General features: G+C 64.2%; 24 protein-coding genes and 2 tRNA genes. 11 read left to right on the forward strand and 15 right to left on the reverse strand.

The genetic code is table 11. From position 1 onward, the window contains the following. The coding region (locus tag J6525_RS31975) for a helix-turn-helix domain-containing protein (RefSeq protein WP_225647727.1) at positions 1 to 218 on the reverse strand (218 nt) is incomplete at its 3' end. Positions 219 to 563: 345 nt separating this feature from the next. Between J6525_RS31975 and J6525_RS31980 the strand changes: the two genes are divergently transcribed. Further along, the gene (locus J6525_RS31980; RefSeq protein ID WP_026192964.1) at positions 564 to 857 is read left to right on the forward strand and encodes a GYD domain-containing protein; all 294 of its coding nucleotides are present in this window, start codon (positions 564 to 566) and stop codon (positions 855 to 857) included. Between the two features lie 189 nt (positions 858 to 1,046). Here J6525_RS31980 and J6525_RS31985 read toward each other — a convergent pair whose 3' ends face one another. Further along, the gene (locus J6525_RS31985; protein WP_225647728.1) at positions 1,047 to 2,642 is read right to left on the reverse strand and encodes an ABC transporter substrate-binding protein; all 1,596 of its coding nucleotides are present in this window, start codon (positions 2,640 to 2,642) and stop codon (positions 1,047 to 1,049) included. A 286-nt stretch (positions 2,643 to 2,928) separates the two neighbouring features. Between J6525_RS31985 and J6525_RS31990 the strand changes: the two genes are divergently transcribed. Both J6525_RS31990 and J6525_RS31995 read left to right on the forward strand, forming a co-directional pair. Beyond that, positions 2,929 to 3,690, forward strand: coding sequence for a proteasome-type protease (locus J6525_RS31990; RefSeq protein WP_057019101.1), 762 nt, complete (start codon positions 2,929 to 2,931; stop codon positions 3,688 to 3,690). Between the two features lie 12 nt (positions 3,691 to 3,702). Further along, positions 3,703 to 4,464, forward strand: a complete 762-nt coding sequence (locus J6525_RS31995) for an SDR family oxidoreductase (protein WP_225647729.1) — start codon at positions 3,703 to 3,705, stop codon at positions 4,462 to 4,464. Between the two features lie 371 nt (positions 4,465 to 4,835). On the opposite strand, the gene J6525_RS32000 is transcribed toward J6525_RS31995, so the two are convergent. Then, complete coding sequence (locus J6525_RS32000) at positions 4,836 to 6,059, reverse strand: MFS transporter (protein ID WP_092089684.1); 1,224 nt, start codon at positions 6,057 to 6,059, stop codon at positions 4,836 to 4,838. A gap of 116 nt (positions 6,060 to 6,175) precedes the next feature. Here J6525_RS32000 and J6525_RS32005 point away from each other — a divergent pair, with 116 nt between their 5' ends. After that, on the forward strand, positions 6,176 to 7,432 hold the full coding sequence (locus J6525_RS32005; RefSeq protein WP_092089685.1) for a NupC/NupG family nucleoside CNT transporter: 1,257 nt from the start codon (positions 6,176 to 6,178) through the stop codon (positions 7,430 to 7,432). A gap of 107 nt (positions 7,433 to 7,539) precedes the next feature. On the opposite strand, the gene J6525_RS47555 is transcribed toward J6525_RS32005, so the two are convergent. Beyond that, on the reverse strand, positions 7,540 to 7,770 hold the full coding sequence (locus J6525_RS47555) for an MGMT family protein (RefSeq protein ID WP_225647730.1): 231 nt from the start codon (positions 7,768 to 7,770) through the stop codon (positions 7,540 to 7,542). A gap of 1,029 nt (positions 7,771 to 8,799) precedes the next feature. Here J6525_RS47555 and J6525_RS32020 point away from each other — a divergent pair. Next, positions 8,800 to 9,036, forward strand: coding sequence for a DUF6894 family protein (locus J6525_RS32020; RefSeq protein WP_092089695.1), 237 nt, complete (start codon positions 8,800 to 8,802; stop codon positions 9,034 to 9,036). 201 nt (positions 9,037 to 9,237) lie between these two features. After that, positions 9,238 to 9,414 (forward strand): hypothetical protein, encoded by a 177-nt coding sequence (locus J6525_RS32025; protein ID WP_225163769.1) that lies wholly within the window; start codon positions 9,238 to 9,240, stop codon positions 9,412 to 9,414. A gap of 685 nt (positions 9,415 to 10,099) precedes the next feature. Here J6525_RS32025 and J6525_RS32030 read toward each other — a convergent pair. Both J6525_RS32030 and J6525_RS32035 read right to left on the reverse strand, forming a co-directional pair. After that, positions 10,100 to 10,666 (reverse strand): cupin domain-containing protein, encoded by a 567-nt coding sequence (locus tag J6525_RS32030; RefSeq protein ID WP_225163768.1) that lies wholly within the window; start codon positions 10,664 to 10,666, stop codon positions 10,100 to 10,102. A 99-nt stretch (positions 10,667 to 10,765) separates the two neighbouring features. Further along, positions 10,766 to 11,056 (reverse strand): usg protein, encoded by a 291-nt coding sequence (locus tag J6525_RS32035; protein WP_026192965.1) that lies wholly within the window; start codon positions 11,054 to 11,056, stop codon positions 10,766 to 10,768. Positions 11,057 to 11,450: 394 nt separating this feature from the next. Here J6525_RS32035 and J6525_RS32040 point away from each other — a divergent pair, with 394 nt between their 5' ends. The 4 genes from J6525_RS32040 to J6525_RS32055 all read left to right on the forward strand — a co-directional run bounded on the left by J6525_RS32040 (position 11,451) and on the right by J6525_RS32055 (position 14,628). Next, on the forward strand, positions 11,451 to 11,765 hold the full coding sequence (locus tag J6525_RS32040; RefSeq protein ID WP_018272373.1) for a co-chaperone GroES: 315 nt from the start codon (positions 11,451 to 11,453) through the stop codon (positions 11,763 to 11,765). Positions 11,766 to 11,809: 44 nt separating this feature from the next. Then, on the forward strand, positions 11,810 to 13,450 hold the full coding sequence (gene groL / locus J6525_RS32045; RefSeq protein ID WP_157343304.1) for a chaperonin GroEL: 1,641 nt from the start codon (positions 11,810 to 11,812) through the stop codon (positions 13,448 to 13,450). Between the two features lie 724 nt (positions 13,451 to 14,174). Then, positions 14,175 to 14,390, forward strand: a complete 216-nt coding sequence (locus J6525_RS32050; protein ID WP_092090127.1) for a hypothetical protein — start codon at positions 14,175 to 14,177, stop codon at positions 14,388 to 14,390. A gap of 40 nt (positions 14,391 to 14,430) precedes the next feature. Further along, entirely contained in the window at positions 14,431 to 14,628 is a 198-nt protein-coding gene (locus J6525_RS32055) for a hypothetical protein (protein ID WP_092090126.1), read from the forward strand. Positions 14,629 to 14,646: 18 nt separating this feature from the next. Here J6525_RS32055 and J6525_RS32060 read toward each other — a convergent pair whose 3' ends face one another. From J6525_RS32060 to J6525_RS32085, 6 genes are all read right to left on the reverse strand, one after another. Continuing rightward, positions 14,647 to 15,441, reverse strand: coding sequence for a Crp/Fnr family transcriptional regulator (locus tag J6525_RS32060; protein WP_225647759.1), 795 nt, complete (start codon positions 15,439 to 15,441; stop codon positions 14,647 to 14,649). A gap of 281 nt (positions 15,442 to 15,722) precedes the next feature. After that, a complete protein-coding gene (locus J6525_RS32065; protein WP_225647732.1) occupies positions 15,723 to 19,085 on the reverse strand; it encodes an adenylate/guanylate cyclase domain-containing protein in 3,363 nt (1,120 codons plus the stop codon). Positions 19,086 to 19,310: 225 nt separating this feature from the next. Next, the gene (locus tag J6525_RS32070; RefSeq protein ID WP_225647733.1) at positions 19,311 to 20,462 is read right to left on the reverse strand and encodes a slipin family protein; all 1,152 of its coding nucleotides are present in this window, start codon (positions 20,460 to 20,462) and stop codon (positions 19,311 to 19,313) included. 337 nt (positions 20,463 to 20,799) lie between these two features. Beyond that, positions 20,800 to 20,866 (reverse strand) — tRNA-Ile (locus J6525_RS32075). Positions 20,867 to 20,868: 2 nt separating this feature from the next. Continuing rightward, a tRNA-Phe gene (locus J6525_RS32080) sits at positions 20,869 to 20,940 on the reverse strand. A 204-nt stretch (positions 20,941 to 21,144) separates the two neighbouring features. Then, positions 21,145 to 21,984 carry a LysR family transcriptional regulator gene (locus J6525_RS32085; RefSeq protein WP_225647734.1) on the reverse strand — a complete coding sequence of 280 codons (840 nt, stop codon included), beginning with the start codon at positions 21,982 to 21,984 and terminating at the stop codon, positions 21,145 to 21,147. 123 nt (positions 21,985 to 22,107) lie between these two features. On the opposite strand from J6525_RS32085, the gene J6525_RS32090 reads away from it, so the two are divergent. Further along, complete coding sequence (locus J6525_RS32090; protein WP_225647735.1) at positions 22,108 to 22,701, forward strand: cysteine hydrolase family protein; 594 nt, start codon at positions 22,108 to 22,110, stop codon at positions 22,699 to 22,701. 23 nt (positions 22,702 to 22,724) lie between these two features. Here J6525_RS32090 and J6525_RS32095 read toward each other — a convergent pair whose 3' ends face one another. The 3 genes from J6525_RS32095 to J6525_RS32105 form a co-directional block, all read right to left on the reverse strand. Continuing rightward, the gene (locus J6525_RS32095; RefSeq protein WP_225647736.1) at positions 22,725 to 24,221 is read right to left on the reverse strand and encodes an AMP nucleosidase; all 1,497 of its coding nucleotides are present in this window, start codon (positions 24,219 to 24,221) and stop codon (positions 22,725 to 22,727) included. Positions 24,222 to 24,344: 123 nt separating this feature from the next. Continuing rightward, positions 24,345 to 25,583 carry a tlde1 domain-containing protein gene (locus J6525_RS32100; RefSeq protein ID WP_249796243.1) on the reverse strand — a complete coding sequence of 413 codons (1,239 nt, stop codon included), beginning with the start codon at positions 25,581 to 25,583 and terminating at the stop codon, positions 24,345 to 24,347. Positions 25,584 to 25,912: 329 nt separating this feature from the next. Beyond that, entirely contained in the window at positions 25,913 to 26,608 is a 696-nt protein-coding gene (locus tag J6525_RS32105; protein WP_225647737.1) for a DUF899 family protein, read from the reverse strand. Between the last annotated feature and the right edge of the window lie 75 nt (positions 26,609 to 26,683).

Below are 26,683 nucleotides of genomic sequence, written 5' to 3' on the forward strand. Positions count from 1 at the left end.
TCGCAAACCGCCCTTTCTTCAACCGCGGAGAGGCTGGTCGTGAGGTTCTTCGGCCGGTGCGAGCGGTCTTCGACCGTCGTGCGGCTGCGCCAGCGATAAATCGTGGTCTCGCTGACCCCCAATTCGGCCGCCAATTGGGCGACCGACTTCCGGCTGCGCTGGATGTAGGCACGTGTCTTCGGCGTCGTCGTGGCGTTCGCGTGCAAGCTCAGTTCCATGACCCGAGGTGCTCCCTGACAAAGGCCACGCCTCGTTCTACACCGATTCCATCAAACCAATCAGCAGGGACCAAACACTTACGCGAGGCCACCGCGGTCCCGATCACAACGCGGGGAGCCCTCTTTCTCGAGCAAGGGACATGGCGTAATCTACAGCAAGCTGCCCTTGGACGGGACGGGCCGACGTCGCCGTTTGAAGGAACGGGCAGCGGTCAGGCCGTCGGCAGGCATCGCAGTCTGAAAGCAGCGCCTGCCTTATGTGGCGCTCCCTCAACTTCAACATGAAGCAGGTTGGCCTGCCGCGCGCGCGGCAGACAAGGGCATGCTAAACCCTTGGAGGACGACATGGCGACATTCATATTGAGGATCGACTGGACCGACCAGGGAATTCGTAATGTCAAGGAAGCTCCCAAGCGCAGCCGAGCGGCGAAAGAACTCGCCAAGACGCTAGGTGTCGAAATCAAGGAGGTCTATCTCACCTCCGGCGAGCATGACATCCTTCTCCTCGCCGAAGCACCGCTCGGCGACAACATCACAAAACTCGCGCTTGCCCTCAGCTCTCTGGGAAACATACGGACTTGCACCTCACGGGCCTGGCCCGAGGCGGAGTGGACCAAGCTGATATCCGAGCTCCCGTAGCTACGTCGGATATCCCGATGGATGTATACGCGGCCTGACTGACGGGCGCCGTTGCAAACTTGCCCCCGGCGATCGGCGCGGGAGCGTGCGCGTGCGCAGGACCAGCCACCGCTTTGGTCGTGTGAATAAATGAGGATACGAAGCGCACGAGGGCGACGGCGGACGTCGTCGCCGGCGGGGCACCACGTCTTACTTATCCAGCCAGACATCCTCGAAGCGCAGATTGTTGTACTGGCTGTTGTCGTGCGGATGGAAATTCTTCACGTAAGGCTGCCAGCAATTGCCGGCTGATGAGTGCAGGATGACCGGCCGCGCGGCGTCGTCGACCAGCAGGTGCTCGATGTCGAACACGATCTTGCGGCGCTTGTCCTTGTCGACCTCGCGCGACTGCGCCGCCAGCAGCTTGTCGACTTCGGCGTTGCAATACTGGGTGTAGTTGCGCTCGGAGTTGCAGGAATAGTTCTCCACCAGATTGCCGTCGGGATCGTCGACGCTGACGCCGGTGACATTGAGGCCGATGGTGTAGTCCTTGCGCTGCAGCCGCGAGTACCAGCGCGGCGTATCCAGAATGTCGAGCTCAGCTGTGATGTAGATCTTCTTGAGCTGGTCGGCGAGGATCACCGCCGGGTCGCGATAGGTCGGCAGATTGCGGGTCTGGATCTTGATCGACAGCGGCTTGGCGTCGCTGTAGCCGAGCTTCTGCATGATCGCCTGCGCCTCGGCGAGGTTCTTCCCGGTGTCGGGGCCGTAACCCATCAGCGTCGACAGGATCTCCGGCGGCATGGCCCACTCGCCTTCGGGCTTGGCCTGCATCGCGCCGCCAAGCCGGCCGGTGCCTTCGAACAGGATGCTGTTGAAGGCCTTGCGATCCAGCGCCAGCGACATCGCCTTGCGGATATCCGGATTGTCGAACGGCGGATTGACGCGGTTGACCAGAAGATTGATCTGCAGATTGGTCGACGTCATCTCGCAGATCGCGTTCGGCGCCCGTACCTTGACGTCCTTCATCAGGGGAATGCTGACGTCGGACGGAAAGGTGATGTCATAATCGCCGGTCGCGAACGCCAGCATGCGGGTGGCGCGGCTGTCGATCGAGCGCACCGTGATCTCGTCGAGATACGGCCGGTCCTTCTTGAAATAATCGGGGTTGCGGATCAGACGGATGGAGTCACCGCGTCGGAACTCGACGAACTTGAACGGCCCGGTGCCGACCGGCTTGGTGCGCATCACCTGCTGCGGCACGTGGCAGGGATAGACCACCGAGAAGGCGCTGGCGAGCAGCGCCAGCAGGCCGGGCTGCGGCTCGGTCAGCTCGAACGTCGCCTCATCGTCGCCGTTGATGCTGACATCCTTGAGCTTCGAGTACCAGACCTTGCGCGGGTTGCGCTTGAAGTCCTGAGTCTCGCTCTTGCCGATCAGCATCCGCCAGGTGCACTGCACGTCCTTGGCCGTGAACGGCTGACCGTCATGCCACTTCACGCCGTGCCGCAGCTTGAAGGTAAGCTTTGTGTTGGTCTGGTCCCACGACCAGCTCTCGGCGAGATCGGGGATCACGGTGTCGATGCTTTCGTGCACCTTGGCCGGATCGAACACCACGAGGTTGTTGAAGACGGCCGCGAACGGCATCACCGAGGCGATGGTGGATTCCTCGAGCAGCGAGGTCGAGGGCGGATTGTCGTTGTGATAGAGCCGCAGCGTGCCGCCCTTCTTCTGCGCCGATGCAGGGCTCGCGGCCATCGCCGCGATGCCCAATGTCACAATGCACGCGGCCAGTTTGAACGACATTCCCGCCTCCCGAAATTTCTTGTTGTCGTCGGTTGCAGGCAGTCGAGCACAACACCCCGCCCCTCGCAACGACGCGAGGCCAAGATCATTGCCGGCTGCGCGCCACGCAGAGCGAGACCGGAATGCTCGCGACCTCGATGGCCGGAACAGGGCACCCGGACGGACCGGCGCCCGGCCCACGTGACCGGCCATCGCGCGTCCCGTCACGGGGAATTGGGGTTGGATGCATCCCCGAAATTGGCTACTAGTTTCCCGCCGAGAAACTCGGACCGTCTGAGGGCTTTAAATGACCTATTGCTGCGGAATTCTGGTGCGCGACGGGCTCGTCATGATCGCCGATACCCGCACCAATGCCGGCCTCGACAACGTCTCGACCTTCCGCAAGCTGCACATCTTCGAAAAGCCTGGCGACCGCATCATGGCGATCGCCAGCGCCGGGAATCTCGCGATCAGCCAGTCGGTGCTGTCGACCCTGACCGAGGGCATGGAAAATCCGGACACCGGCGAGCTCGAGACGCTGATGAACGCCCCGACCATGTTCCAGGCGGCGCAGCGGATCGGACGCGCCATCCGCTCGGTGCACGCGACCGAGGGCGATGCGCTGCGCGCCGAGGACATCTCCTTCGACGTCTCGTTCCTGTTCGGCGGCCAGATCAAGGGCTCGCGGATGCGCCTGTTCATGGTCTACACCGCCGGCAACTTCATCGAGTGCACCACCGACACGCCGTACCTGCAGATCGGCGAGCACAAATACGGCAAGCCGGTGCTCGACCGCGCCATGCATTACGACGTCGAGCTCTATGAGGCGCTGAAGACCGGGCTGATCTCGATGGATTCGACGATGCGCTCCAACCTCGGCGTCGGCCTGCCGATCGACGTGCTGGTGGTGCGCACGGACGCCTGCGAGGCCGATCTCAACCACCGCATCGAGGCCGGCGAGCCCTATTTCCATGACCTGCGCTCGCGCTGGTCGGCGGCGCTGCGCGCGGCGCACCAGAACATTCCACGCCCACCCTACAAGAACGAAACCGAAGCAAAAACCAAGTAAGAGGAAACTCGGATGACTGAGGCAACCAGCAAGATCGCACTCGTGACCGGCGCCGGCACCGGCGTCGGCCGCGCCGCGTCGCTCGCTTTAATGGACAAGGGCTACACCGTGGTGCTCGCCGGGCGCCGCATGGAAATGCTGGAGGAGACCGCCAAGCTCGGTCCCGCCGGCAAGAGCCTGTGCGTGTCGGCTGACATGGCCAACCCGGCCGCGATCGCAGCACTGTTCGACAAGGTGAAGGCGACCTACGGCCGGCTCGATGTGCTGTTCAACAATGCCGGCATGGGCGCGCCGCCGGTGAACTTCGAGGATCTGCCGCTCGAGCAGTGGCAGGCGGTCGTCAACACCAACCTCACCGCGCCGTTCCTGTGCACCCAGCACGCCTTCCGCATCATGAAGGACCAGACGCCGCGCGGCGGCCGCATCATCAACAACGGCTCGATCTCGGCGCATGCGCCGCGGCCGTTCTCGGCGGCCTACACCTCGACCAAGCACGCCATCACCGGCCTGACAAAAGCCTCCAACCTCGACGGCCGCATGTATGACATCGCGGTCGGCCAGGTCGATATCGGCAATGCCGCGACCCCGATGACCGACCGCATGGTCAACGGCCCCGGCGTGCTGCAGCCGGACGGCACCACCAAGCACGAGCCGCGCATGGACGCCAAGGCGGTCGGCGACGCGGTGGCCTACATGGCCGGCCTGCCGCTCGACGCCAACGTGCTGTTCATGACTGTGATGGCGACCAAGATGCCGTTCGTCGGCCGCGGCTGATCTGCTCCTTCTCCCTGCTTGCGGCAGGACTATCACGACGGCCGGCCGGGCTTGTCCCGGCCATGCCGTCGCGGGGGCCCGCCGCCAAAATATCGAAAACAACCCCATGCAAAGTGGCCGGCAGCTGCTGGCGTTCGACACGGCAACTTGACACGTCGGGCAAATCAGCGATATTTTTCCATTATTCCGAAATCATGAAAAGCTTGCCCCGGGGCTCATCTTCCCCTTCTCCCCGCGCGCGGGGAGAAGGTCGGGATGAGGGGGAGTCTCCACAAGGACGGTGAGAGACAAACGCGCGGAGAGTCCCCCTCACCCGGATTGCTGCGCAATTCGACCTCTCCCCGCAAGCGGGGCGAGGTAAGGGAGGCTCCCTACTCCAGCTTCTCGACGTCCCGCAGCGTCGGGAACAGCTTCATCCAGAGCAGCGCGACCGCGACCGTGGCGACGCCGCCGAGCACGGCCGACGGCACGGTGCCGAGCAGCGCCGCGGTGACGCCGCTCTCGAATTGGCCAAGCTGGTTCGACGCGTTGATGAACAGGAAGTTCACTGCGCCTACACGGCCGCGCATCTCGTCGGGGGTGGCGAGCTGCACCAGCGAGAAGCGGATCACGACGCTGATCGTGTCCGCGGCGCCGAGCACCGCGAGCGCCAGCGCCGACAGCCACATCCAGTGTGACAGCGCGAACACCACCGTCGCGACGCCGAACACGATCACCGCCTGGAACATGCGCATGCCGACGCGGCGGTTGATGGTGTGCCGCGCCAGCACCATCGTCATCAACAACGCACCGACCGCGGGCGCGGCGCGCAGGATGCCGAGGCCGAGCGGACCGGCTTGCAGGATATCGCGTGCATAGATCGGCAGCAGCGCGGTGACGCCGCCGAACAGCACCGCGAACAGATCGAGCGAGATGGTGCCGAGGATCGCCGGATTGCTGCGAACGAAGGTGACGCCGGCAAACAGGTCGTCCGACGACCCGTCGTTCTTTACCGGTGCCTGCTGCAGCCGGCCGATGCCGCCGGTCAGCAGTGCGCCGAACAGCCAGAACACCATCATGATGCCGTAGGGCGCGCTCGGCATCAGGGCATAGGCGAAGCCGCCGAGCGCGGGTCCGGTGATGGTCGCGACCTGGGCCGCGCCGCTCGAGATCGCGGTCGCCCGCTGCAGCGAGCCTTGCGGTGCGATCAGCGGCAACAGCGCGGCGGTCGCCGGACTCTCGAACGCGCCGGCGATCCCGAGCACGAAGGTCGCGACGAAGATCTGGATCTCGGAGATGGTGCCGGCAAAAGTGCTTCCGGCGAGAAACAATGCGGTCAGCGCCTCCGCGATCTGGCAGGCCTGCACCACGCGCTTGCGCTCGAAGCGGTCGGCGGCGTGGCCGGCGACGAACACCAGGAGCGCCGTCGGCAGGAACTGCACCAGGCCGACCATGCCGAGGTCGAACGCGCTGCCGGTCAGGTCATAGATCTGCCAGCCGATCGCCACCGCGCCGATCTGGCTGGAGAAGCGCGACAGGCTGCGCGACGACAAGAAGAACAGGAACGGTCTGTGGCCGAGCAGATCGCGGGCGCCGGCCGGCGTGGCGGAGGACATAGATGATTGCGTGACCGAGCGCCTGCAACTTGTCAATGGATACGAGATGAACGCGCAACAGCATTGCGCTGCGCGAGGCCCCTGCCCATAATCCCGCGAGGGTTCTTGGGGGCGTGATGCTGCAGTTGCAATCGGCGTTCGGCGTGGTGGCGTTGCTCTTGATCGCCTGGGCGCTGAGCGAGAATCGCCTGAAAGTATCGCTGCGCCAGGCGGCGATTGGGCTCGTCGTCACGATCGTCACGGCGCTGGTGCTGATCAAGGTGCCGTTGGTGACGCAGGCCTTCGGCGCGATCAATGACGCCGTCGGCACCATCGCCGCCGCGACGCGCGCCGGCACCGCCTTCGTATTCGGCTATGTCGGCGGCGGCCCGGCGCCGTTCGATCCCAAGGCGCCCGGCTCGGATTTCATCCTCGCCTTCCAGGCGCTGCCGATCGTGCTGGTCATGAGCGTGCTGACGACGCTGCTGTTCTATTGGCGCGTGCTGCCGCCTGTTGTGCGCGGCATGGCCTGGCTGCTCGAGCGCACGCTCGGCGTCGGCGGCGCGGTCGGGCTCTCGACCGCGGCCAATATCTTCCTCGGCATGGTGGAAGCGCCGCTCTTCATCCGCCCCTATCTCGCACAGCTGACGCGCTCCGAATTGTTTCTGGTGATGACCGGCGGCATGGCCGGGATCGCCGGCACGGTGCTGGTGCTGTATGCCACGCTGCTCGCGCCGCTGATCCCGGATGCGGCCGCGCATTTCGTCATCGCCTCGGTGCTCGGCGCGCCGGCCGCAATTTTGGTGAGCCTGATCATGGTGCCGGAGACTTCGGACAAGCGCACCGGCGGATCGCTCGACAATCCCGATATCCAGGTGTCGTCGACGATGGACGCCATCGTGAAGGGCACGGCCGCCGGGCTCGAACTCTTGATGAACATCATCGCGATGCTGCTGGTGCTGGTCGCGCTGGTCTATCTGGCGAACGCGATCATCGGCCTGCTGCCGGAGATCGGCGGCGCGAAGATTTCGCTGCAGCGCCTGCTCGGCTACGTCATGGCGCCGGTGTGCTGGCTGATGGGCCTGCCCTGGCCGCAGGCGATCACGGCGGGAAGCCTGATGGGCACCAAGACCGTGCTGAACGAGCTGATCGCCTATGTCGACCTGTCGAAGCTCGGCCCCGACGCGCTCGATCCGCGCTCACGGCTGATCATGCTCTACGCGATGTGCGGCTTTGCCAACTTCGCGAGCCTCGGCATCATGATCGGCGGCCTCGGCATCATGGCGCCCGAGCGACGCGACGAGATCAACGCGCTCGGGTTGAAGTCGATCGTCTCAGGCACGCTGACGACCTGCCTGATGGGCGCGATCGTGGGGATGCTGACGCAGCCGTAGACGCAGTAGCCCGGATGGAGCCAACGGGTTGCGCGAACGCGCGCCCGATGACAGGCTCCGCGCAATCCGGGGCGGTGCCGACGCGATGAAGCTCCCTGTCAAGCGGATCATTGTTGGGCCGGCCGGCGGCGCTGACGCACGTAGCCGCGCATTGAGCCGTCGCTTGCAATAACGCGATGACAGGGGATCGATGGGTCGTAATTCGTGCGCATTATGGCACCAACCGCGCGTGCAGCCTTCGGATTGCCGGCTTTGGCAGCGACAGCTTTGTACGTCATGGCCTTCCCCTTTGGGATCTTGCGCACGATGTCGCGGACCTTATCTGAAAAGGTTTTCATAGGCCGAGTGTAGCACGCTTCTCAGAAGGTTTTCGCCTTATTACTTTCGGTTGGAACGAGCGCGTCGCGTTGGCACGGAAGATTCGACCGGACGTGCCGGTGTTAGTTTCGAAGTGCGCGCCGCCGTCTTAACATTGTGGGCAGCTGTTGGCCCCTAGCGTCGTTTGCCGCGCAGTGCCGGCGTGGACGCAAACGGAGCATTGCGGACATCGCGGCGGCTCCGCCCGATGCGATTCGACGTGAATGACTAAGGGACTCATCCTACTTCTTGTCAGCGAGCCGCTTTCTGATTCTGATTACAGCCGGCCTGGCGCTCACCGAAGCCTCAGTTCGCTCAAGTTTCTGAGCGATCTCGCGCTGCGTCCTGTCCTACTTTGGCAGAGCGACTGTCCTATTCGGACAGCACCGGACGGCAGGTGCTGGCCTGGTGGCCTAAGTCTGATTTTCGGAGTGGCCTGTTTTGGATTAATCGAACAGAAACCACGGCTTGGCCGATGTTCTCGGTAGGACTACTGAAACAGGCCCATTAGATGTTCTGGCCCAATCGGTTCCTGTTGACGGCCAAATGTTCCCTTATTCGGCCGCGAGTTCCGAATTGACTAGGAACCATCAAATTCCGGGCGTATTGACAATTATCACCGCACGACCCGTGGCTTTTATCGGTGATGAGATCGCCCAGTTGACGCTCCCGCCCAACACCAGCAGGGAGCAACGCCATGAAGAGGCGACGGCGTTTCACCCAGACGCAATCATTGGAAGAACGGCTCGCGGAAGAGGCCAAAAGCTTGCGCGAGGAAGCCAAGACGCTTCCCCCATGCGCAGAGAAAGAAGCCCTGCTGAGGAAGGCGCGGCATGATGAGGTCGCTGCCCATTTGACCGAGTGGCTGATGTCACCTGGGTTGAGGCCCCCCAGATAGCAACTATCCCCTGATGTGCTTCGTTGTAGAAGATCACCAGCACGAGACCTTTCGGGCGCTGGTGGCTGAGAGTTTCTATGCGCTCCCGCCTTCACGGAAGGGAGCGCTCAACATGGCCCTCTATTTCTTCGACATCCAAAGCGGCCGTGAGTTCTTTGCGGACGAAGAAGGGCTGAATTTGCCCGATCAAAAGTCCGCCGAGATCGAAGCGATGCAAACGCTCATTGAGATGACCAAAGACTCAATCTTTGTAAACGAACGGCCCGATATGGCGATTGAGGTTCGCTCCACAACCGAGCGACTGTTCTGCGTCTCCGTGATCTATCGAAAAAATGGCACAAAGCATTGAGGCCGCCTCAGTTGGCGGTCTCTTTCATTTATCGATGCGATGCCATGTCGCCTCTTGGCCCGAATCCGACGAACTCGGACACTTATCTCAGGGCATCTGACAGGGATAAACCGGACCTCGTCCGCGCCGGCCGCCAATTCCGTGTCTGCCCCTCCGAAAAAGGGGTAAAATGCTTCAGGGTCACATCTGAGGAGCGACAACATGACCCTACAAATCCCCGAGGTAGTTCCCACCAGGATCGACCGGCGTGTCTTCGCGATCATGGGCAACACGATGCCCCCCCGAGATCCTAATGACGACGAAGAGGACGAAGAGCAAGACGACGAAGAGAACCGACCCGACGAACCGCCGGTCGTGCGCGAGCCGGACGAAGACTGAACAGGATGCGTATGATTGACGTAGCCTGAGCTTCGGAGAGCGTGATCCCCAGCCTACGTGCGGCGCGCTGGCGCGTCCGGCGGCTTTCAAGGTCGTTCTAATTCCGAGAGCCGCGGGCAGAGTTTGACCGGACCACGGTTGCCGGCGGAGCAACCTGTTGGCGTTCACTGGTGCAGGAGGAGAGCATGACCCTCATATGGCTTGGTGTGCTCCTTGTTTTCGGCGGCGTGCTCCAGATGGCGTATCAGCCAATCTGGCGAGGCCGATTCAGCGGTGGAAGGTGGCTTCGCTCCGGGCGTGACACGCTGGAACCTGAAAGACCGGGTAGCGGCTTCGGCATCAAATCGAATTGGCCTGGACTTGTGATGGTCGCGCTTGGCGGCGCTTTCTTGCTGGCCGGAGCTGCCGTCTGAGTTGGACGAATGTCTCAGGTGATGCCCGTTATCTAGCCCGGCCATGTGCTAAGCCATGTCTCTTCTTGGCCCATCGCGACATCTTGCGTTGCCGCACGAACTTGGTCGGTATCGGGGCAAAGCGGACGTAGAGTCACGCCGACGGTTTTATGGGTACACGGCCTGGAAAATCGTCATGCCCGGGCTTGACCCGGTCATCCATCAGCCAAGGAGAGTCTTTCGAAGCAGGATGGATGGCCGGGTCAAGCCCGGCCATGACGGCCGCGAGAAGCCTACGCCTTCAGCTCCACCGTCTTGAACTCGGCCGGCAGGATCACCTCCAGCAGTTCGACGTCGTCGGAGTAGTCCAGGATCATGTGCCGGATGCGCGGCGGCTGGGTCCAGGCGCTGCCTTGCTGCATCAGCGTCTCGCCCTCGCCTTCCATGTAGGTCTTCACCCAGCCCTTGAGCACATAGACCATCTGGAAGTCGACATCGTGGAAGTGCAGCTTCGACACTTCATCGGGATTGCACGGTCCCTGCAGCCGGATGACGTGTGCCTGCGCGAGGCCATGCGAGGCGGCGGCGATGCCGAGGTCGCGATACTTGGCATAGGCGCGCAGCCCGTCGGCCTTGAAGTCCTCTTCGCGGTGATGGCTGATCGCGACGCGCTGCTTCGGCCGCGCCTTGGCTGCAGCTTTCGGCGCGCTCTTCTTGGCCGCCGAGACGCGGCCTTTCGACTTGATGGTCTTGCGCGCGGACGATTTCGCGGACGTCTTCTTGGCGCCTGCGCCAAGCCCCGACCATTTCTTCTTCACCGCGGTCTTGGCTGCCGATCTTGATGCCGTCTTCTTGGCCATTGTTTCGCCTCCCGTCTTTTTGTGACGGAGAGAGGCTAACACAAGTCGCGCGCCGCGAGGCGAGCAAAGGCGCACAGCGCGCTTTTGCTCCCTTGCCCGCTAATGCAGCCGGAACACGCCGTCGACGGCACGCAGCTCGGCCGGCTTGACCAGCTTGGAATGCGCCACCGTCACCGAAAACAGCGGGCCTTCGAGCTTCGCCTGCCAGAACGCGAGGAAATCCTGCAGCGCCGGAAATTTCGGAAACAGGTCGTAGTTCTGCCAGACATAGGTCTGCAGCAACGAGGGGTGATCCGGCATCCGATAGAGGATTTGCGCCGTCGTCAGCCCGTACCCCAGCAACTGCTTCCGGAAATCGTCGGAAACAACCCCACCAACTCGCGAGACCATGCCAACCTCCTGTGACGGAGCGCATTCACGTGGTGGCCGACCTCCCCCGCCGGACCACCGGCAATGGATGCGCTCACATGAGAGAAATGTGACGCACGCGACTAACCCATCTCAAGCCTAAATGTTTAATAGGTTGTTGAAATTTCTTGCGTTGGCAGCAGCTTACCGCATCTGCTAATAGCCCCGGCGCCCCTCTTGGGCGGCATTAAGGATGCCGAAATGATCTCGGCATCCTCTTGGCAGACCGCACTCACGAGTGCCAATTTTTCTGCTAGAGGCACTTGCCCGCCGTCAAGGCTTGGCCTATCTCCTGCCCAACCAGTCTGGCACTCGCTGGGCTGGACTGCTAACTCTCCAAAAATCTACAGCATCTACAAATGTTTAGGAGGACTGCATGAAATTCCGTCCGCTTCACGACCGCGTCGTGGTCAAGCGTATCGACGCCGAAGAGAAGACTGCTGGCGGCATCATCATTCCGGACAGTGCCAAGGAAAAGCCCTCGCAGGGCGAAGTCATCGCCGTTGGCCCGGGCGGCCGCGACGAAGCCGGCAAGCTGATCCCGATCGACCTCAAGGTCGGCGACCGCGTGCTGTTCGGCAAGTGGTCCGGCACCGAGGTCAAGATCGACGGTGAAGACCTGCTGATCATGAAGGAAAGCGACATCATGGGCGTCCTCGACGTCCCCGCTTCCAAGAAGAAGGCGGCCTAAGCGCCTCCTCCCTCCCAGGTTAAATCTCTCAAGGAAAAACTCAGATGGCAGCTAAAGAAGTCAAATTCTCCGTCGAGGCGCGCGACAAGATGCTGCGCGGCGTCGACATCCTCGCCAATGCGGTGAAGGTCACCCTCGGTCCGAAGGGCCGCAACGTCGTGCTCGAGAAGTCGTTCGGCGCTCCCCGCATCACCAAGGACGGCGTCACCGTCGCCAAGGAGATCGAGCTCGAGGACAAGTTCGAGAACATGGGCGCCCAGATGGTGCGCGAAGTCGCCTCCAAGTCCGCTGACGCGGCCGGCGACGGCACCACCACGGCGACGGTGCTCGCGGCCGCGATCGTGAAGGAAGGCGCGAAGTCAGTCGCCGCCGGCATGAACCCGATGGACCTGAAGCGCGGTATCGACCTCGCGGTCGAGGCCGTCGTGGCCGACCTCCAGAAGAACTCGAAGAAGGTCACCTCGAACGAGGAGATCGCCCAGGTCGGTACCATTTCGGCCAACGGCGATGCCGAGATCGGCAAGTTCCTCTCCGACGCCATGAAGAAGGTCGGCAATGAGGGCGTGATCACGGTCGAGGAAGCCAAGTCGCTCGAGACCGAACTCGACGTCGTCGAGGGCATGCAGTTCGACCGCGGCTACATCTCGCCCTACTTCGTCACCAACGCCGACAAGATGCGCGTTGAGATGGACGACGCCTACATCCTCATCAACGAGAAGAAGCTCTCCTCGCTGAACGAGCTGCTGCCGCTGCTCGAGGCCGTGGTGCAGACCGGCAAGCCGCTGGTCATCGTCGCTGAAGACGTCGAAGGCGAAGCCCTCGCCACCCTCGTCGTCAACCGCCTGCGTGGCGGCCTGAAGGTCGCGGCCGTCAAGGCTCCGGGCTTCGGCGATCGCCGCAAGGCCATGCTGCAGGACATCGCGATCCTGACCGGCGGCCAGGCCATCTCGGAAGATCTCGGCATCAAGCTCGAGAACGTCACGCTTCAGATGCTCGGCCGCGCCAAGAAGGTGATGATCGACAAGGAAAACACCACGATCGTCAACGGCGCCGGCAAGAAGGCCGACATCGACGCCCGCGTTGCCCAGATCAAGGCGCAGATCGAGGAGACCACCTCGGACTACGACCGTGAGAAGCTGCAGGAGCGTCTCGCCAAGCTCGCAGGCGGCGTCGCGGTGATCCGCGTCGGCGGCGCGACCGAGGTCGAGGTGAAGGAGCGCAAGGATCGCGTTGATGACGCGATGCACGCGACCCGTGCGGCTGTCGAGGAAGGCATTGTCCCGGGCGGCGGCGTCGCCCTGCTCCGTGCCTCCGAGCAGCTCAAGGGCCTGCGCACCAAGAACGACGACCAGAAGACCGGCGTCGAGATCGTGCGCAAGGCGCTGTCGGCTCCCGCTCGCCAGATCGCGATCAACGCCGGTGAAGACGGTTCGGTCATCGTCGGCAAGATCCTGGAGAACAAGACCTACAACTACGGCTTCGACTCCCAGACCGGCGACTATGCCGACCTCGTCAAGAAGGGCATCATCGACCCGACCAAGGTCGTGCGCACCGCGATCCAGAACGCTGCCTCGGTTGCCGCGCTCCTGATCACCACGGAAGCGATGGTTGCCGAGCTGCCGAAGAAGAACGCCGGCGGCCCCGCGATGCCTCCGGGCGGCGGCATGGGCGGCATGGACTTCTAAGCGACGAAGTCGTCCCGGACGCGGTGCAGCGCGAAGCGGTGCACCGCAGAGCCGGGATCTCGCTCAACGACAACGAAACGCAAAACCCCGGCAGCGATGCCGGGGTTTTTGTTTGGGGCAGGCTCGCCGGGCGACTTACCGCAGCGCGGCCAGTGCGAATACGTCCACAACCTCACGCTGGTGCAGGAGCCTTACGCTGCTCACAGCATGCACGTTATGCACAACACTCTCCGTAAATATACGTTGGTCTGAGTTGACAATTTCAAAAAAAATTTCGTGCGAGAGTCGCAAACCGAACCGACAGCGTCATCTTCGTCCCGCACAGTAGGCTTGGGACAAGATCGAAGTTCACTCTCAACAATCTGAATTGAGCACGGAGCGTCAGCTCCCGTGACGCGGGCAAGCGTTGCGGAGAATGCTTTCACTTGCGAGGGAGGCAGTGCAGTGAGCGACAAGGTTCTCAGCCGAGCCGCCTGAAGAAGCGGCGTTGAAGTCACATCGAGGATTCGTTCAAGGAGGGACCTGGCCGGTTGGAAGAAGCCCAGTGACGAGAGCATGCAGCCCCCACTGCCCGATGCTCCGTCAACCGCCGCAGGTGCGCGATGCCCCCCCAACTACCCCGCGCACCGACCTGGGGCCAATCCAACCGGCCGGACTATTCTGCAAGGCAAAAGGCAAAAGGCAAAAGGCAAAAAGCAAAAGGCAATATGGGAGGGAGGCGCTCATGGGCATGGTGATGGTCAGATGTCCGCAAACCGGGCACGCGATTTCCACCGGAATCAAAACCGATCGCGAGAGCTTTCGACGCAGTACCGTGTTCTTCTCGCGCACGGCCTGTCCATTTTGCCGCGCGGATCACGCCTGGTTTGCGCGGGACGCCTGGGTCGATGAGCCGAGCATCCGCGTGCGGCGACGCCGCGGCGGCGGTTCACCGGCCTGAAAATGCCCACCACTTTTGACGACCGCGATGGAGGGACACCATGGCGCAGGTGCAGATCACGACGGAAACGTCTGTCTGGCTGCTGCAGGCCAAGGACTTTCTCGATGAGGCACGACGGCTGAAGCCCGGTCCGAAGCGCAATGAGTTGCGCGAGACCGCAAAGGTGCTGCGCGAGATTGCGGAGCTCGAAAGGGTATCCTCCCCGACACGGGAGCTTGATCGGCGGCCAGGACGCTGATCGCAGCAGGGAACGCGCTCACACGGCGTCGTCAGCCTCGATTTCCGGGATGCGCGGATCGTTGGCCGGCACCATTCCTCGCGTTCGAACCTTGTCGCCCGAGAAGATCTCCTCGGCCTCGAGACGCATGACGCGATGGCATTCGCACGCCGCCGCCAATAGCCGCGCCCGGTCGATCTCGATCTGGCCTCGTTGATCCGACCTGATCGCACCGCGCTTGCGCAGATTGCCCATCAGCAAGGTCACTGTCGTTCGTCGTACGCCGAGGATTTGCGACAGCGCTTGCTGGGTCAGCGGGAGGACGTCGCTGTCGACGCGGTCGCGAAGCTGAAGCAGCCAGCGCGCCATCCGCGCCTCGACCGGGTGGAGCGCATTGCAAGCGGAGCCGAGCTGAAACTGGATCAGCATCGATCTGACGTGCTTCTGGATTGCCTGCCGAATGCCGGGACTGCGCCCGAAAGCGGCATGAAAGCGCGCCGCCGGAACCCGCGAGGCGGTACCAGCCGCACGAACGACGGCGGTAATGCCTGACGGCGAGGCTCCGAGCACCGAAAGACTGCCCACGGCCCCTTCGCATCCGACCACGCCGGTCGCGACCGTCTGCCCATCCGCCATGTCGATCATCAACAGGATCGCGCCGCTGTGAGGAAAGAAGACGTAGTCGATCTCGTCACCGGCGCGCGCCAGGACTGCATCCTGCTCGAGCGCAACGGTCTCAAGTTCGGGTCTCAGGAGGTCCAGATCCGCCGGCGACAATGTCGCCAGAAGGCGATTACAAGTTCCACCGGAATTGCTCACCTGCGGGAACGTCAAGGGTCGCACAGCATACTCACTCGAACACGGGATCAAAAAACATATTCCAAACGCTTGACCGCAAGGCGGAATTCTCCGCGGCGGCGTCCTTAAAGTTAGATGCAAATGCGCCGCCGGACGCAATAGCAAAATGCGCATCGTTACACCGTAGAACTTCGGGAACCCAACAGTTCCAGTTTCACATCGCTGGCGCCGCGCGCGACATCCGAACCTGCTCTTTCACCACCCGCGCGGGCGCGGGAAGGTGGCGGACGCGGTGTGACCGCTCGCTGCGGCACCCGTCAAGACGCGTGCGAGTGGCGGTCCGGCCACCGATGCGCCTGCGTGAGCAGTTCCTGCGCGTCCTTGATCTCGGCAAGATCGAGCGCCGGATCGAAACCGGCGAGCACCGGCGCCAGCAATTGCGATATCTCCTCTGCCCGGCCGCTGCGGCTGTAAAGACGTGCAAGTCCCAGCGCGCTGCGCAACTCGAACATCCTGGTCTGCTGCCTTCGCGCGATCTCGAGGGCGCGATGGAAGGCATCCTCGGCGCCGGACATGTCAGGGCTGTGACGACGCGACAGCAGCCCACCCTGCACGCGGTAGAGTTCGGCATCCAGCCAGTGCTGCCCGGACTGCTCCGTCGCCTCGATCAACTCATTGATGATGTCGAGCCCGGCATCGACATGCCCGGCCTCCGCATTCGCCACGGCAATCTGCAATCCCCAGAACGGTTCACAGAGGTAGCAGTCGTTCTCGTGAAGCAACGACCAGCCACGTTGCATCTCCGCGAGACCTGCGGCGCGGTCGCCGGCACGCCACTTCTCCAGACCATTGAGATAGGTGCCGGCGGCGACATACAACGGCATCGTGTGATCGCGCGCCAGGCCGAGGGCCAGGATCGTGTCGGTCTGGCGCAACCTGCTGCCGCACAACCCGTCGAAGACCGCCTTGTGAACCAGCGCATTGGCGCGCGCGAGCGCGCGCTGTTTTCCGGCGACGTCCACCGCGGCGCCCGCGAGCTGCCGCGCCCGATCGATCTCGCCACGCGGCCAAAGCACCAGGGCGAGAAATCTCATGATGACGAACGGCAAGTCGAGCGTCGACGCCTTGAAGGTCGCCGGATCCGGCTCGGTCGCATAGGCCGCGAAGGCCTGCTCGAGATGGATGCCCGCGTTCACGTACTCGCCCACGAACCAGCAGGTTACCCCGCTGGTCCAGCGCGCGACGATGGTCGCCACCGGCGACTGCGGGTGCCGCTCCGCTGCGCCCATGATCGCATCCGCCAGCTCCCGCATCGGCGCGAGCTCGCCGTGGGTCAGGCAGGCGTTGAAGAGGCCCGACTGGATCGGCGCCATTTCGATCGGATCATCGATGTCGGAGGCGAACTGCCGGGCGCGCGTCCAGGCGGCGACCGTCTCGGGGGCGCTGTGCCCGAGACTACCCCGCAGCGCGCGCCCGTAGGCGATTTGCAGATGGAGCCGGCCGATCATCCGATCCGGCTCGTCGGGCAGTTCATCGGCGATGGCGACCGCCTTGCCGAGATGCGCGATCGCCTCGCAATAGGCCGAGCGCTTCAGCGCCTGCTGACCGGCCTTGCGCCACCACGCCAGCGCGGTCTCGCCGAGCCCTGCCTCGGTGAAATGGTAGGCGACGACTTCCGGCTCGATCTCGGCCATCTCGGCAAACTTGTCGCGCAACACATCGCCAATATGCTTGTGAAGCAATTGCCGGCGGCTCTTGAGCAAGCTCTCGTAAGCCGCTTCCTGGACCAACGCGTGCTTGAAGCTGTAGCTTGCGTCCGGCGGCACGCCCCGGCGCAGCAGCAGCTCGGCCTCTTCGAGCTGGGCAAGCGCCGCGGCAAGCGTCAGATCATCGCGCCCGGCCACGCTGCGCAGCAGCGCATATGAGAACTCACGGCCGATCGCGGCACCGATCTGCGCCACCTCCTTGACGGGCGCCAGCCGGTCGAGCCGTGCCATCAGCGAGTCCTGCAGCGTTGCCGGGATCGCCAGCGGCGGCAGCGGATTGTCGAGGCGATAGCGCCCGGCATTCTCGACCAGCAGCCCCGACTCCATGACCATCTTGGTCAGCTCCTCGACGAACAGCGGGACACCATCCGTCCGCTCGATGATCTGCGCCATCATCTCGCCGGGCAGCAACCGGCCGACGGTCACCTGCTCGATCAGCGCGCGCGTATCCTGCCGGTCGAGCCGATCGAGCCGCAGCAGGCTGACATTGGCGAGCCCTGCCCATGGCGGCTCGAACTCCGGCCTGAACGTCATGAGCATCAGGATCGGCAGTCCCCTGATCCGGTCGACCGCGAGGTCGAGCAGCTCGAGCGACGTGGCATCGGCCCAATGCACGTCTTCGCAGACGACAAGCACCGGCTGCTGCCGGGCGAGGCCCTCGAGCTGGTCGAGCAGCGCTGCGAATGTCTGCCGCCGCTGCTGCGCCGGGCTGAGGCCGAGCGGCGGATAGCGGTCGCCGGTCGGGATCGACAGCAGCGCTGCGATCAGCGGTGTCACGGTGGGCACATGCTGCGTGCCGAGCGCCAGCATGGCTTCGAGCTTGTCCAGCTTCTGCTCCGGCGCATCTTCCGACCTGATGCCGGCGGCACGCTCGAGCTGGGCGACAAAGGGGTGCAGCGCGCTGTTGGTGTGATAGGGCGAGCATTGATACCGCACACGGCGGTGTGTTCCGGGCGCCAGGCTGTCGGAGAGCATCGCCACGATGCGCGATTTGCCGATACCCGCTTCGCCCGATATCAGCACCGCCTGGCCCTGGCCCTGCCACGCCAGTTGCTGGCGCGACAACGCAAATTCGATCTCCGCCTTGCGGCCGACGAAGCCGATCGAGCGCGCGGTGCGCACCGCCTCGAAACGGCTTTCCGATGCCGGCTCGCCTTCGACGGCCCACACCGCGATCGGCTCGGAGATGCCCTTGACCTCGCGGCGGCCGAGGTTGCGCAGCGTGAACAGATTGCCGAGCAGCCGGCGGGTCGAGGCCGCCACGACGACCACGCCCGGCTCCGCCAGGCTCTGCAGCCGCGCCGCGATGTTCGGCGCATCGCCGACCAGCGCCTGCTCCTCCGACGCGCCGCCGGAGACGAGGTCGCCGACCACGACGAGCCCGCTCGCGATCGCTATCCGTACCGCAACGCCCTCTTCCGCCCGGGTCTCGAGCTTGCCGATTGCGGCGATGACGTCGAGGCCGGCCCGCACCGCGCGCTCCGCATCATCCTCGTGGGCACGGGGATAACCGAAATAGGCAAGGATCCCGTCGCCGATAAATCTGGCAACGGCGCCGTCGTATGTCGTGATCACCTGCGCACAGGCTGCGCGATAGGCGCGGATCACCTCCCACATGTCCTCGGGATCGAGACGTGCCGATAAGGCCGTCGAGCCGACCAGATCGCAGAACATCACGGTGAGGTGGCGGCGCTCGGCATCGTGCGGTGAAACCGGCGCGGCGATCAGTTCGGCTTGATTGAGATCGGCGATCGCGCGCAGCATCTTGCGGCGATGGCCGAGCAGGACGCCGAGCCTGTCGAAGTCTTCATCAGTCAACTCGGGAAGAACGCCGAGGTCGATCCCGTTCTCGGCAAAACGCAGCGCGTATTGCCCAAGTCCCAGCTTCTCGAGCCATTCCGCAATCTGCTGCACTGGCTTCACCGACGGGTTGACGGCTGGCCGAATGGACCACGGTGCATGAACGTTATCGCAATCTGACCGGAGTGGCACCTCCGTTTTGCGGCCCGGAGCCGGACATGCGAATTGGGCCGTGGCGGTGCCCGGTTACAGCCGTCTGCACGCTAACATTCGTACGAGTGCCGGCGGTCCGTCCCGGCGAAAAAATCGAAGGGCCGCCCGTGGGCGGCCCTTCCTGTCTTACGCGCTCTCGGGCGCCTTGAGACGCACGAGCTTGGTCAGCAGCGCATCGAGGCCCTGGCCCTCGCCCGCATGCAGGTCGATGCGGCCGACCTTTTCGACCAGACGCTCGAGCGACTCCAGCTCCTTGAGCCGCAGCAGCAGAGGGTTCTCCTCCATCAGCCTGGCGGTGTTCAGGAGCGAACGCGTCGCCGCGGTCTCCTCCTGGCGGCGGATCAGGTTGGCCTTCGCCACCCGCTCCGCCTCCACCACCTTGTTGACCAGCTCGCGGATCTCGCCGGGCAGGATCACGTCCTTCACGCCGAGCTCGGTGACCTCGACGCCGCTGTCCGCGACACGGTCGCGGACGAAGTCGCGAAGCTCCGTATCGAGCGCCGTCTTCGCGGACAGCACCTCGTCCAGCGTGCGGCCGGCCACCGCCTCGCGGATCGCGAACTGCACCAGGCGGTACAGCCACGCATCCACGTCGGGCACAACAGCCACGACCCGCTCGGGATCGACGATCCGGCGGAACGCGGTCAGCGTCACGCGCAGCGCGATGCGATCCTTGGTCAGCATCTCCTGCGCCGTGATCTCGACCGCCTGGGGACGCAAATCGAGGCGCTTGACCTCGATCTTGCGGCCCGCGATCCAGAACGCGTGCCGGCCGGGCGCGAGCCGCTCGACCAGCTTGCCCTCGACCGTGAGCAGACCGGCCTCGTGGTTCTCGACCACCGCCTCGGTGATGACACCGGCCCGGTTGGGCTGGATCATCGCGAGGTGGCGTGCCGTGACCCTGGGATCGCTGGTGACGTCGATGCGCTCGACCTCGACCGAGGTCGCGACCTTCCAGTACACGCGCGTCTGCCAGGGCGTCATCAGTTGCACGGGACGGCCGTCGAGGCTGACGATCGCGATCTCGTTCGCGCGGGTCTCGATCGCCTCGAACAGCTGTTCGGCCAGATCAGGCCGCGCGGCCTTGATCACCGCGAAGCGATCCGCGGGGAATTCGGTCCGCACGACGCTGAACAGCTCGGCCTTGAGCTGATGCAGGGGATCGAACAGGCGGTGACGTCCGGGCGCGAGCACCTGCTCGAGCCGGCCGTTGCGCGTCAGCAACGCGCGCTCGCCATCCTTCACCGTCAAATTGGTCGTCAGGAAATGCCAGGTCATGGCACGCCTCCATTGTTGCTCTCAGGCCCATGGGCCGAAGAGCGGGTTGCATTTTTCAAAGGACGTGAGGACGCGAACGCGGCTTCCTGTCAGCCAAGCGGGCCGTGGCTTAAGGCTTGCGGGATGACGGGCGCACGCGCGCGTTCGCGCGACGAATGTCGCGCGGCCGAGCGGAGCCACCCGGCATCAGCGCAAGCGGTATCCACCGCGGCGCAGAGCCGGTCTCACAGTGTCGATGTTCGGACGAAATGCCTTGCGGCAGGACGGCCGGACTGCGACTGAAGCGCGCGTCCGGTCCCCTTCAGAGGTATCAGCTTTACAGGCTGAAACGGAGCGCTTGGAGCGGGAATCGAACCCGCGACCCGATGAGTATCATTCACCTGCTCTAACCAACTGAGCTATCCTTTGTGAGAGACCGGATTCGAACCGATACCTTCGGGATTTCACCCCCGACGCTCGACCATGAGCTTCATCTCGCGATCTTCATTTCGGCGGAACACGACACCGCAAAGCGGCTCGCGCCAGTCGGGATCTCAACGAGCCCGAACCCATGGCCGAAGCGAAGGAGCGGGCTAATAGACGAAGCGCGTTCAGGTTGCAAGAGGATTGCGCATGATTTTTTCATGACGGGGCGATTCTGTGAACCACGCGTCGCAGCACGTCCCGTCATTGCGAGGGCACCTCACCCCCTCTGCGTGGCATCCTGGAAGCAGGCGCGCAGCCAGTCGATGGTGACGCGCGTCGCCGCGTCGCGCTTGAGATGGTTTTGCACCAGGAGCCAGACGTCGCGTCGCTTCGGCAGCAGCGTGGCGCGCAGACGGCGGTCGGTCAGCAGGCCGGCACAGCTGTGCTCCGGCAACACGCCGACCGCGTGATGCGACTGGATCAGCGTGTGGATGATCCGCACATTGTCGGTGACGCAGCGCGCGCGAAGCCGCTTCGCGCGCAGGAACTGCATCTCCGGAATCCCTCCGAGCTCGTCGGGATAGGCGCACAGCATCGCTTCGCCCGCTGTCGTCGCGGCCGGCTCGAAGAAATACGAGCGAACCTCGGCGAGCTTCGAGATCGCAAAGTCGCCCTTGTCGGGCTTGCGCAAGCGGATCGCGAGATCGGCCTCCCAGCGCGAGAATTTTACATTGTCGCTCGACGTCAGAAACTGCAGCGTCAGGCCCGGATGGGCGCGCAGGAATTCGCTTGCCCGCGGCGCCAGCACCTCCTCCGCGATCGCACTCGTGGAGGCGATGCGCAGCCGCCCGACCGGACCAGGCAGGCTTTCGCCGATCCGGCCGATCTCCTCGGCATGCGCGGCCATCGCCTGGATGTGCGCGAGTACCATGTCGCACTGCCCGGTCGGCTTGCGGACGCCATCGACGGCCTCGAACAGGCGCAGGCCGAGCGCGCGCTCGATCCGCGCCAGCCTGCGCCCGACCGTGGTCTCGTCGATGCGCAGCCGCGCGCTGGCGCCCGCGTAAGTGCCCTCATCCCTGACGGCCGCGATGATGCGAAGATCGTCCCAGTTCATGGTGGCAGGCTACACCCTGCGGCGGCCACCTGCAATAACGCAGCCACCGGCTGCAATATCCCTGCATAACGGCAGGCCAATCCCGGGCTATGTTTTCGGCGATACATCCGCTGGAGAACGACCATGACGTCAGCCAAGACATTGATGCAGCTTGCCGGTATCGACCTCACCCCGCCCCGCCTCGGCGACAGCTGCCTGGTGCTGATCGATATCCAGAACGAATATCTTGCAGGTCCCTTGGCCTTGCCCGACGCCAACCCGGCGATTGCGCGCGCCGCCAATTTGCTCGCGCGCGCCCGGGAAAGCGGCGCCGCGATCATCCACATCGCGCACAAGGGCCAGCCGGGCAGCCTGTTCGACCGCACCGCGGAGCGTGGCGCGATCGTCGCGCCGCTGGCGCCGCGGCCGGGCGAGATCGTGATCGAGAAGCAATTGCCGAACGCGTTCGCCGGCACCGACCTCAACGCGCAGCTTGCCGCGACCGGCCGCAAGGAGCTGGTGCTCGCCGGCTTCATGACGCATATGTGCGTGAGCTCGACGGCCCGCGCCGCGCTCGATCTCGGCTTCCGCACCACGATCGACGCCGACAGCTGCGCCACCCGCGACCTGCCCGACGGCGTCGGCGGCACGATTGCCGCAAGGCTCATTCACGACGTCGCGCTCGCCGAACTGTCCGACCGCTTCGCGATCATCGCCCGCGGCAACGCGCTCGCCTGAGGGCCGCTCCGCCCGGCGTTGCGCTACTGAAACGCGACCTCGGCGAAGCTGCGCAGCTTGCGCGAATGCAGCCGTTCGGATTCCTGCTGCTTGAGCCGCTCCAGCGCCTTGAGACCGATCTCAAGGTGCTGGCCGACGCGCTGGCGGTAGAATTCGCTGGCCATGCCTGCGAGCTTGATCTCGCCGTGCAGCGGCTTGTCGGAGACGCACAGCAGCGTGCCGTAGGGTACGCGGAAGCGATAGCCGTTGGCGGCGATCGCCGCCGATTCCATGTCGAGCGCGACCGCGCGCGACTGCGACATGCGCCGGATCACCTGCGGCCCGCTGATCTCCCAGTTGCGGTTGTCGACGCTGGCGACCGTGCCGGTGCGCATCAGCCGCTTGAGCTCGAACCCGGTGAGCCCGGTCACCTCGCCGACGGCTTCCTCGAGCGCGACCTGCATCTCCGCAAGCGCCGGGATCGGCACCCAGAGCGGCAGCTCGTGGTCGAGCACGTGGTCCTCGCGCACATAGCCGTGGGCGAGCACATAATCGCCGAGCCGCTGCGTGTTGCGTAAGCCAGCACAGTGCCCGATCATCAGCCAGGCATGCGGCCGCAGCACCGCGACGTGGTCGGTGATGTTGCGCGCATTGGACGGACCGATGCCGATATTGATCAGGGTGATGCCGCGATAGCCGGGCCGGACCAGATGAAAGGCCGGCATCTGCGGGACACGTTCGGACGGCGTCCCGGTGGTGCCGCCGCCGAGCCGCGCATTGTGCATGATCACATTGCCGGGTGCGACGAAGGCCTCGAGACCCGCCTCGCCCGACGCAAGCCGCTGCTGCGAGAGCTGCACGAAGGCATCGACATAGAACTGGTAGTTCGTGAAGATCACGAAATTCTGGAAGTGCTCCGGGTCGGTCCCGGTGTAGTGGTAGAGCCGGCGCAGCGAGTAATCGACCCGCGCCGCGCGGAACAGCGCCAGCGGCTCCGGCACGCCCGGCGTCAGCTCAAAGGTCCCGTCGGCGATCGCATCGTCCATCGCCGCGAGATCGGGCGTATCGAAGATGTCGCGCAGCGACCTTGTGAACGCCGAACTGTCGGCGATGGTCAGCGCCGCCTCGATATTGATGTCGCGGCGGTAGGCGAAATGGATCGGGATCGGTTCGTTCGACTCGCCGATCTCGACCGCCACGCCATGGTTCTTGATCAGGAGCCCGATCTGCTCGGTGAGATAGGTCCGGAAGATATCCGGCCGCGTGATGCTGGTCTCGTGGACACCGGGTCCTGCGACGAAGCCGTAGGCAAGCCGCGAGTCGAGCCGCGCGTGCGACGAGGTCGTGATGCGGACGAACGGATAATGCGCCCGCACCCGCGTCGTGAACGGCACGCCGTTGACATAGGCCTCGAAACGATTGCGCAGGAAGCCGGTGTTGCGCTCGTAGATCTCTTCGAGGCGGACAACGGCGGCTGCGGCATCGACGAACGCTTCGGTCGTGATCGGCGGCGGGGTTTCGATGGAGGGTGTGGGAGACATGTTCGCGTTGCACCAGATCCGTTGCCGAGCTTGGACTCGCTCTGGATCAGTGCAGTATAGCGACTATGGCATCCAGTTCCAGACGTCGATCAGGCCGCAGCGGTGGGCCGCTGCCCGCTCTGACTACTGAATCCGCGCGAGCACCGCGAGACGGCGGATGCCCTTGTTACGGTAGGCGTCGAGGAACGCGTAATAGTCCTTGAACGAGACGCAGCCGTTGGAGTCGCCGTTCGGACCGAGCATGAAGGTGTGCGCGAGCAAGCCGTCGCGGTTGAAGATCTTGCCCTCGCCGCCGATCGGATTGAGCCGCAGTGCCGGCACGCCGTGGAACAGCGCCTCGCGCGGCTTGAGCTCGTAAATGTGCGGCGGCGTCACGCCGACCATCTTCAGATGCGAGGACCTGGGGTCGTCGAGCCTGGAGCCGAGGCCCGAATGCGCCTCGAGGCGCGTGCCGTCGGGCAGGTACACGGTCTTGGCCGAGATGTCGTAGACCGCGGTCTGACGGTCATAGGGCGGCGAGCCGCCGAGCATCGGGTTCTGGTCCAACGTCGAGGGGATGCTGCCGGTCACGTTCGCATCGGCTGAAGCGAAGGAGAGCAGTCCACCGCTCGACTCCCGCTTGCCCCACAGTTTTTCGACCATGGTCTGCCGCTCGTTCGATGCGATCGACATCACCGCGGCCTTGGCGCGCGCGGCCATGTCGCGAACGCCGCCGGATTTCGCAGCCTGCTTGGCCTCGGCAGGCTTCGCCTCGGACGCCTTATCGGCACCCTTGGGCTGAACGTCCGCAGCGGGATCGTTGAGCGCCACCTTCAGATTGGCGGCGGCCTGCTTCTTGGCGGTCTCGACCGACTTCGGCGCCGGCAACGCCTTCGATGTCTCGGCAAGCTCCGCGGAGGCGACCGCCCTCGCCGCTTCGGCGACCTTGGGCGCAGCGGCCTGCTTGATCGGGTCGATCTGCGATGCGGCGTCAGCCACGACGCTGGATGCGACGCCCTCGGGCGAGGCGGCCGCAAACCGATCGTTAAACATAAGCGACGATGCCGGGGCTTCCGACTTCGCGACCTCGGTCTTCGCGGGCGCCGCCGGTGCCGGCGTCAGGGACGCGAACACCTCGTTGAAGGCAGGCGTCGGCCGCGCAGCGACCGCGACGGGCCGCTTCACCACCGGCGCATCGAACGACGCACTACCTACCGACGGATAGACGCTCGCCGCAAAAATGTTGGCGTAGACGGTCCAGGCGCAGCCAAGCACCAGCCCCGCCACCGCGGCGCTGCCGAGGAAATGCTGTGGGAGAATTTTTCGGGAGGATTTCTTGCGGCTTGGCGCCCCAAGAACATACGCACTCGCACTCGTACCCATACGCCCGGCGCTCAAAACAGGTCCACCTTTGTCCCTCACTCGACGCGGGGTCGAACGGGTGTTCGGCTCAACGTCGCGCGGGGGCACAGACGGCCATTAAGGCGACTTTTAGTTAAATGCGACTTAACCGGATGCGATCCCCTGCGGCGCGGGAAGTGCCTGTGGCGTAGGGCTTTTTTAAGATGACATTGGACCGCCAAAGCGGCTTTTCTGTCCCATCATGGGACATTCCGGTATGCCGCTCCAGCGCGGCATACCGGAATATATTCAGGGGAGAATTTCCTTGCCGATCGCCCGTAATCGCGCGGGGATCGAGCAAAAACCATCTCTCAGTAGCTGAGCTTCGGATACCAGTCCTTGCCGCGTCCTTCAGGCGTCGTGTCGAGCAAGGTCCACAGCGGATCCATGTCCGGCGCGCCGCGCGGGTCCTGGCCGGGGTCCATCGTGCCCGCCCCCATTTCGCCGGCCCAGAAATGACGGATCGTGCCGTTGTGGCGTGTGAAGACATTGTAGCCCGGCAGGTCGCTGTCATCCTTGTTGACATAGTCGCGCGTGTAATCGCCCGATGCATCCGAGTAGATCCTGTGACGCGTCCAGCCGCGCGCCTTCTTCGCCTCGATCAGGCGTGCGATCGGCGAGCGCGCCACGAACACGAACGACACGCGCTGCTCGATATCGGGCAGCTTCTCCTCCCACGTGCTCATGAACGACGTGCACATCGGACACGGCTTCTCGCGCTGCGGGCCGTACATGTAGCTGTAGATGATGAGTGTCGGCTTGTTGCCGAACAGATCGGCGAGCGATGCCGCGCCGGACTCGCCGGTGAACTCATAGGGCTTGGTCACCTCGCCGCCCGGCGGCAATGCGCGGCGCAGCGCGGCGACGCGCTCGATATGCCGGCGCAGCTCGATCTCTTCGACAAGCAATTCCTGGCGGGCGCTTCGATACTCGGCGCTCTCATTGGGAAAGCGCCTGACATTGGTCGTGGCGAGCTCGGTGGCGGGCTTGAGGACGGAACTGGTCATGGTTGGAACCTCGCGTGGTTGACGGGCTGTCTGGAAGACGAGCCGGCCCCGGACGATCCGACACTCAACGGCGAG

It is taken from the genome of Bradyrhizobium australafricanum (genome assembly GCF_020329495.1).
GTDB lineage: Bacteria > Pseudomonadota > Alphaproteobacteria > Rhizobiales > Xanthobacteraceae > Bradyrhizobium > Bradyrhizobium australafricanum.

What these genes read in the sequence shown, in the direction of transcription:
- J6525_RS32025 (WP_225163769.1), top strand. Translation starts at nt 9,238, where the DNA reads ATGACCCTACAAATCCCCGAGGTAGTTCCCACCAGGATCGACCGGCGT.
- J6525_RS32095 (WP_225647736.1), bottom strand. Translation starts at nt 24,221, where the DNA reads ATGTCTCCCACACCCTCCATCGAAACCCCGCCGCCGATCACGACCGAA.
- J6525_RS32030 (WP_225163768.1), bottom strand. Translation starts at nt 10,666, where the DNA reads ATGGCCAAGAAGACGGCATCAAGATCGGCAGCCAAGACCGCGGTGAAG.
- groL (WP_157343304.1), top strand. Translation starts at nt 11,810, where the DNA reads ATGGCAGCTAAAGAAGTCAAATTCTCCGTCGAGGCGCGCGACAAGATG.
- J6525_RS32035 (WP_026192965.1), bottom strand. Translation starts at nt 11,056, where the DNA reads ATGGTCTCGCGAGTTGGTGGGGTTGTTTCCGACGATTTCCGGAAGCAG.
- J6525_RS31985 (WP_225647728.1), bottom strand. Translation starts at nt 2,642, where the DNA reads ATGTCGTTCAAACTGGCCGCGTGCATTGTGACATTGGGCATCGCGGCG.
- J6525_RS32020 (WP_092089695.1), top strand. Translation starts at nt 8,800, where the DNA reads ATGGCCCTCTATTTCTTCGACATCCAAAGCGGCCGTGAGTTCTTTGCG.
- J6525_RS32050 (WP_092090127.1), top strand. Translation starts at nt 14,175, where the DNA reads ATGGGCATGGTGATGGTCAGATGTCCGCAAACCGGGCACGCGATTTCC.
- J6525_RS32100 (WP_249796243.1), bottom strand. Translation starts at nt 25,583, where the DNA reads ATGGGTACGAGTGCGAGTGCGTATGTTCTTGGGGCGCCAAGCCGCAAG.
- J6525_RS32105 (WP_225647737.1), bottom strand. Translation starts at nt 26,608, where the DNA reads ATGACCAGTTCCGTCCTCAAGCCCGCCACCGAGCTCGCCACGACCAAT.
- J6525_RS32085 (WP_225647734.1), bottom strand. Translation starts at nt 21,984, where the DNA reads ATGAACTGGGACGATCTTCGCATCATCGCGGCCGTCAGGGATGAGGGC.
- J6525_RS32005 (WP_092089685.1), top strand. Translation starts at nt 6,176, where the DNA reads ATGCTGCAGTTGCAATCGGCGTTCGGCGTGGTGGCGTTGCTCTTGATC.
- J6525_RS31980 (WP_026192964.1), top strand. Translation starts at nt 564, where the DNA reads ATGGCGACATTCATATTGAGGATCGACTGGACCGACCAGGGAATTCGT.
- J6525_RS32070 (WP_225647733.1), bottom strand. Translation starts at nt 20,462, where the DNA reads ATGACCTGGCATTTCCTGACGACCAATTTGACGGTGAAGGATGGCGAG.
- J6525_RS32090 (WP_225647735.1), top strand. Translation starts at nt 22,108, where the DNA reads ATGACGTCAGCCAAGACATTGATGCAGCTTGCCGGTATCGACCTCACC.
- J6525_RS31995 (WP_225647729.1), top strand. Translation starts at nt 3,703, where the DNA reads ATGACTGAGGCAACCAGCAAGATCGCACTCGTGACCGGCGCCGGCACC.
- J6525_RS32040 (WP_018272373.1), top strand. Translation starts at nt 11,451, where the DNA reads ATGAAATTCCGTCCGCTTCACGACCGCGTCGTGGTCAAGCGTATCGAC.
- J6525_RS32055 (WP_092090126.1), top strand. Translation starts at nt 14,431, where the DNA reads ATGGCGCAGGTGCAGATCACGACGGAAACGTCTGTCTGGCTGCTGCAG.
- J6525_RS31990 (WP_057019101.1), top strand. Translation starts at nt 2,929, where the DNA reads ATGACCTATTGCTGCGGAATTCTGGTGCGCGACGGGCTCGTCATGATC.
- J6525_RS47555 (WP_225647730.1), bottom strand. Translation starts at nt 7,770, where the DNA reads ATGAAAACCTTTTCAGATAAGGTCCGCGACATCGTGCGCAAGATCCCA.
- J6525_RS32000 (WP_092089684.1), bottom strand. Translation starts at nt 6,059, where the DNA reads ATGTCCTCCGCCACGCCGGCCGGCGCCCGCGATCTGCTCGGCCACAGA.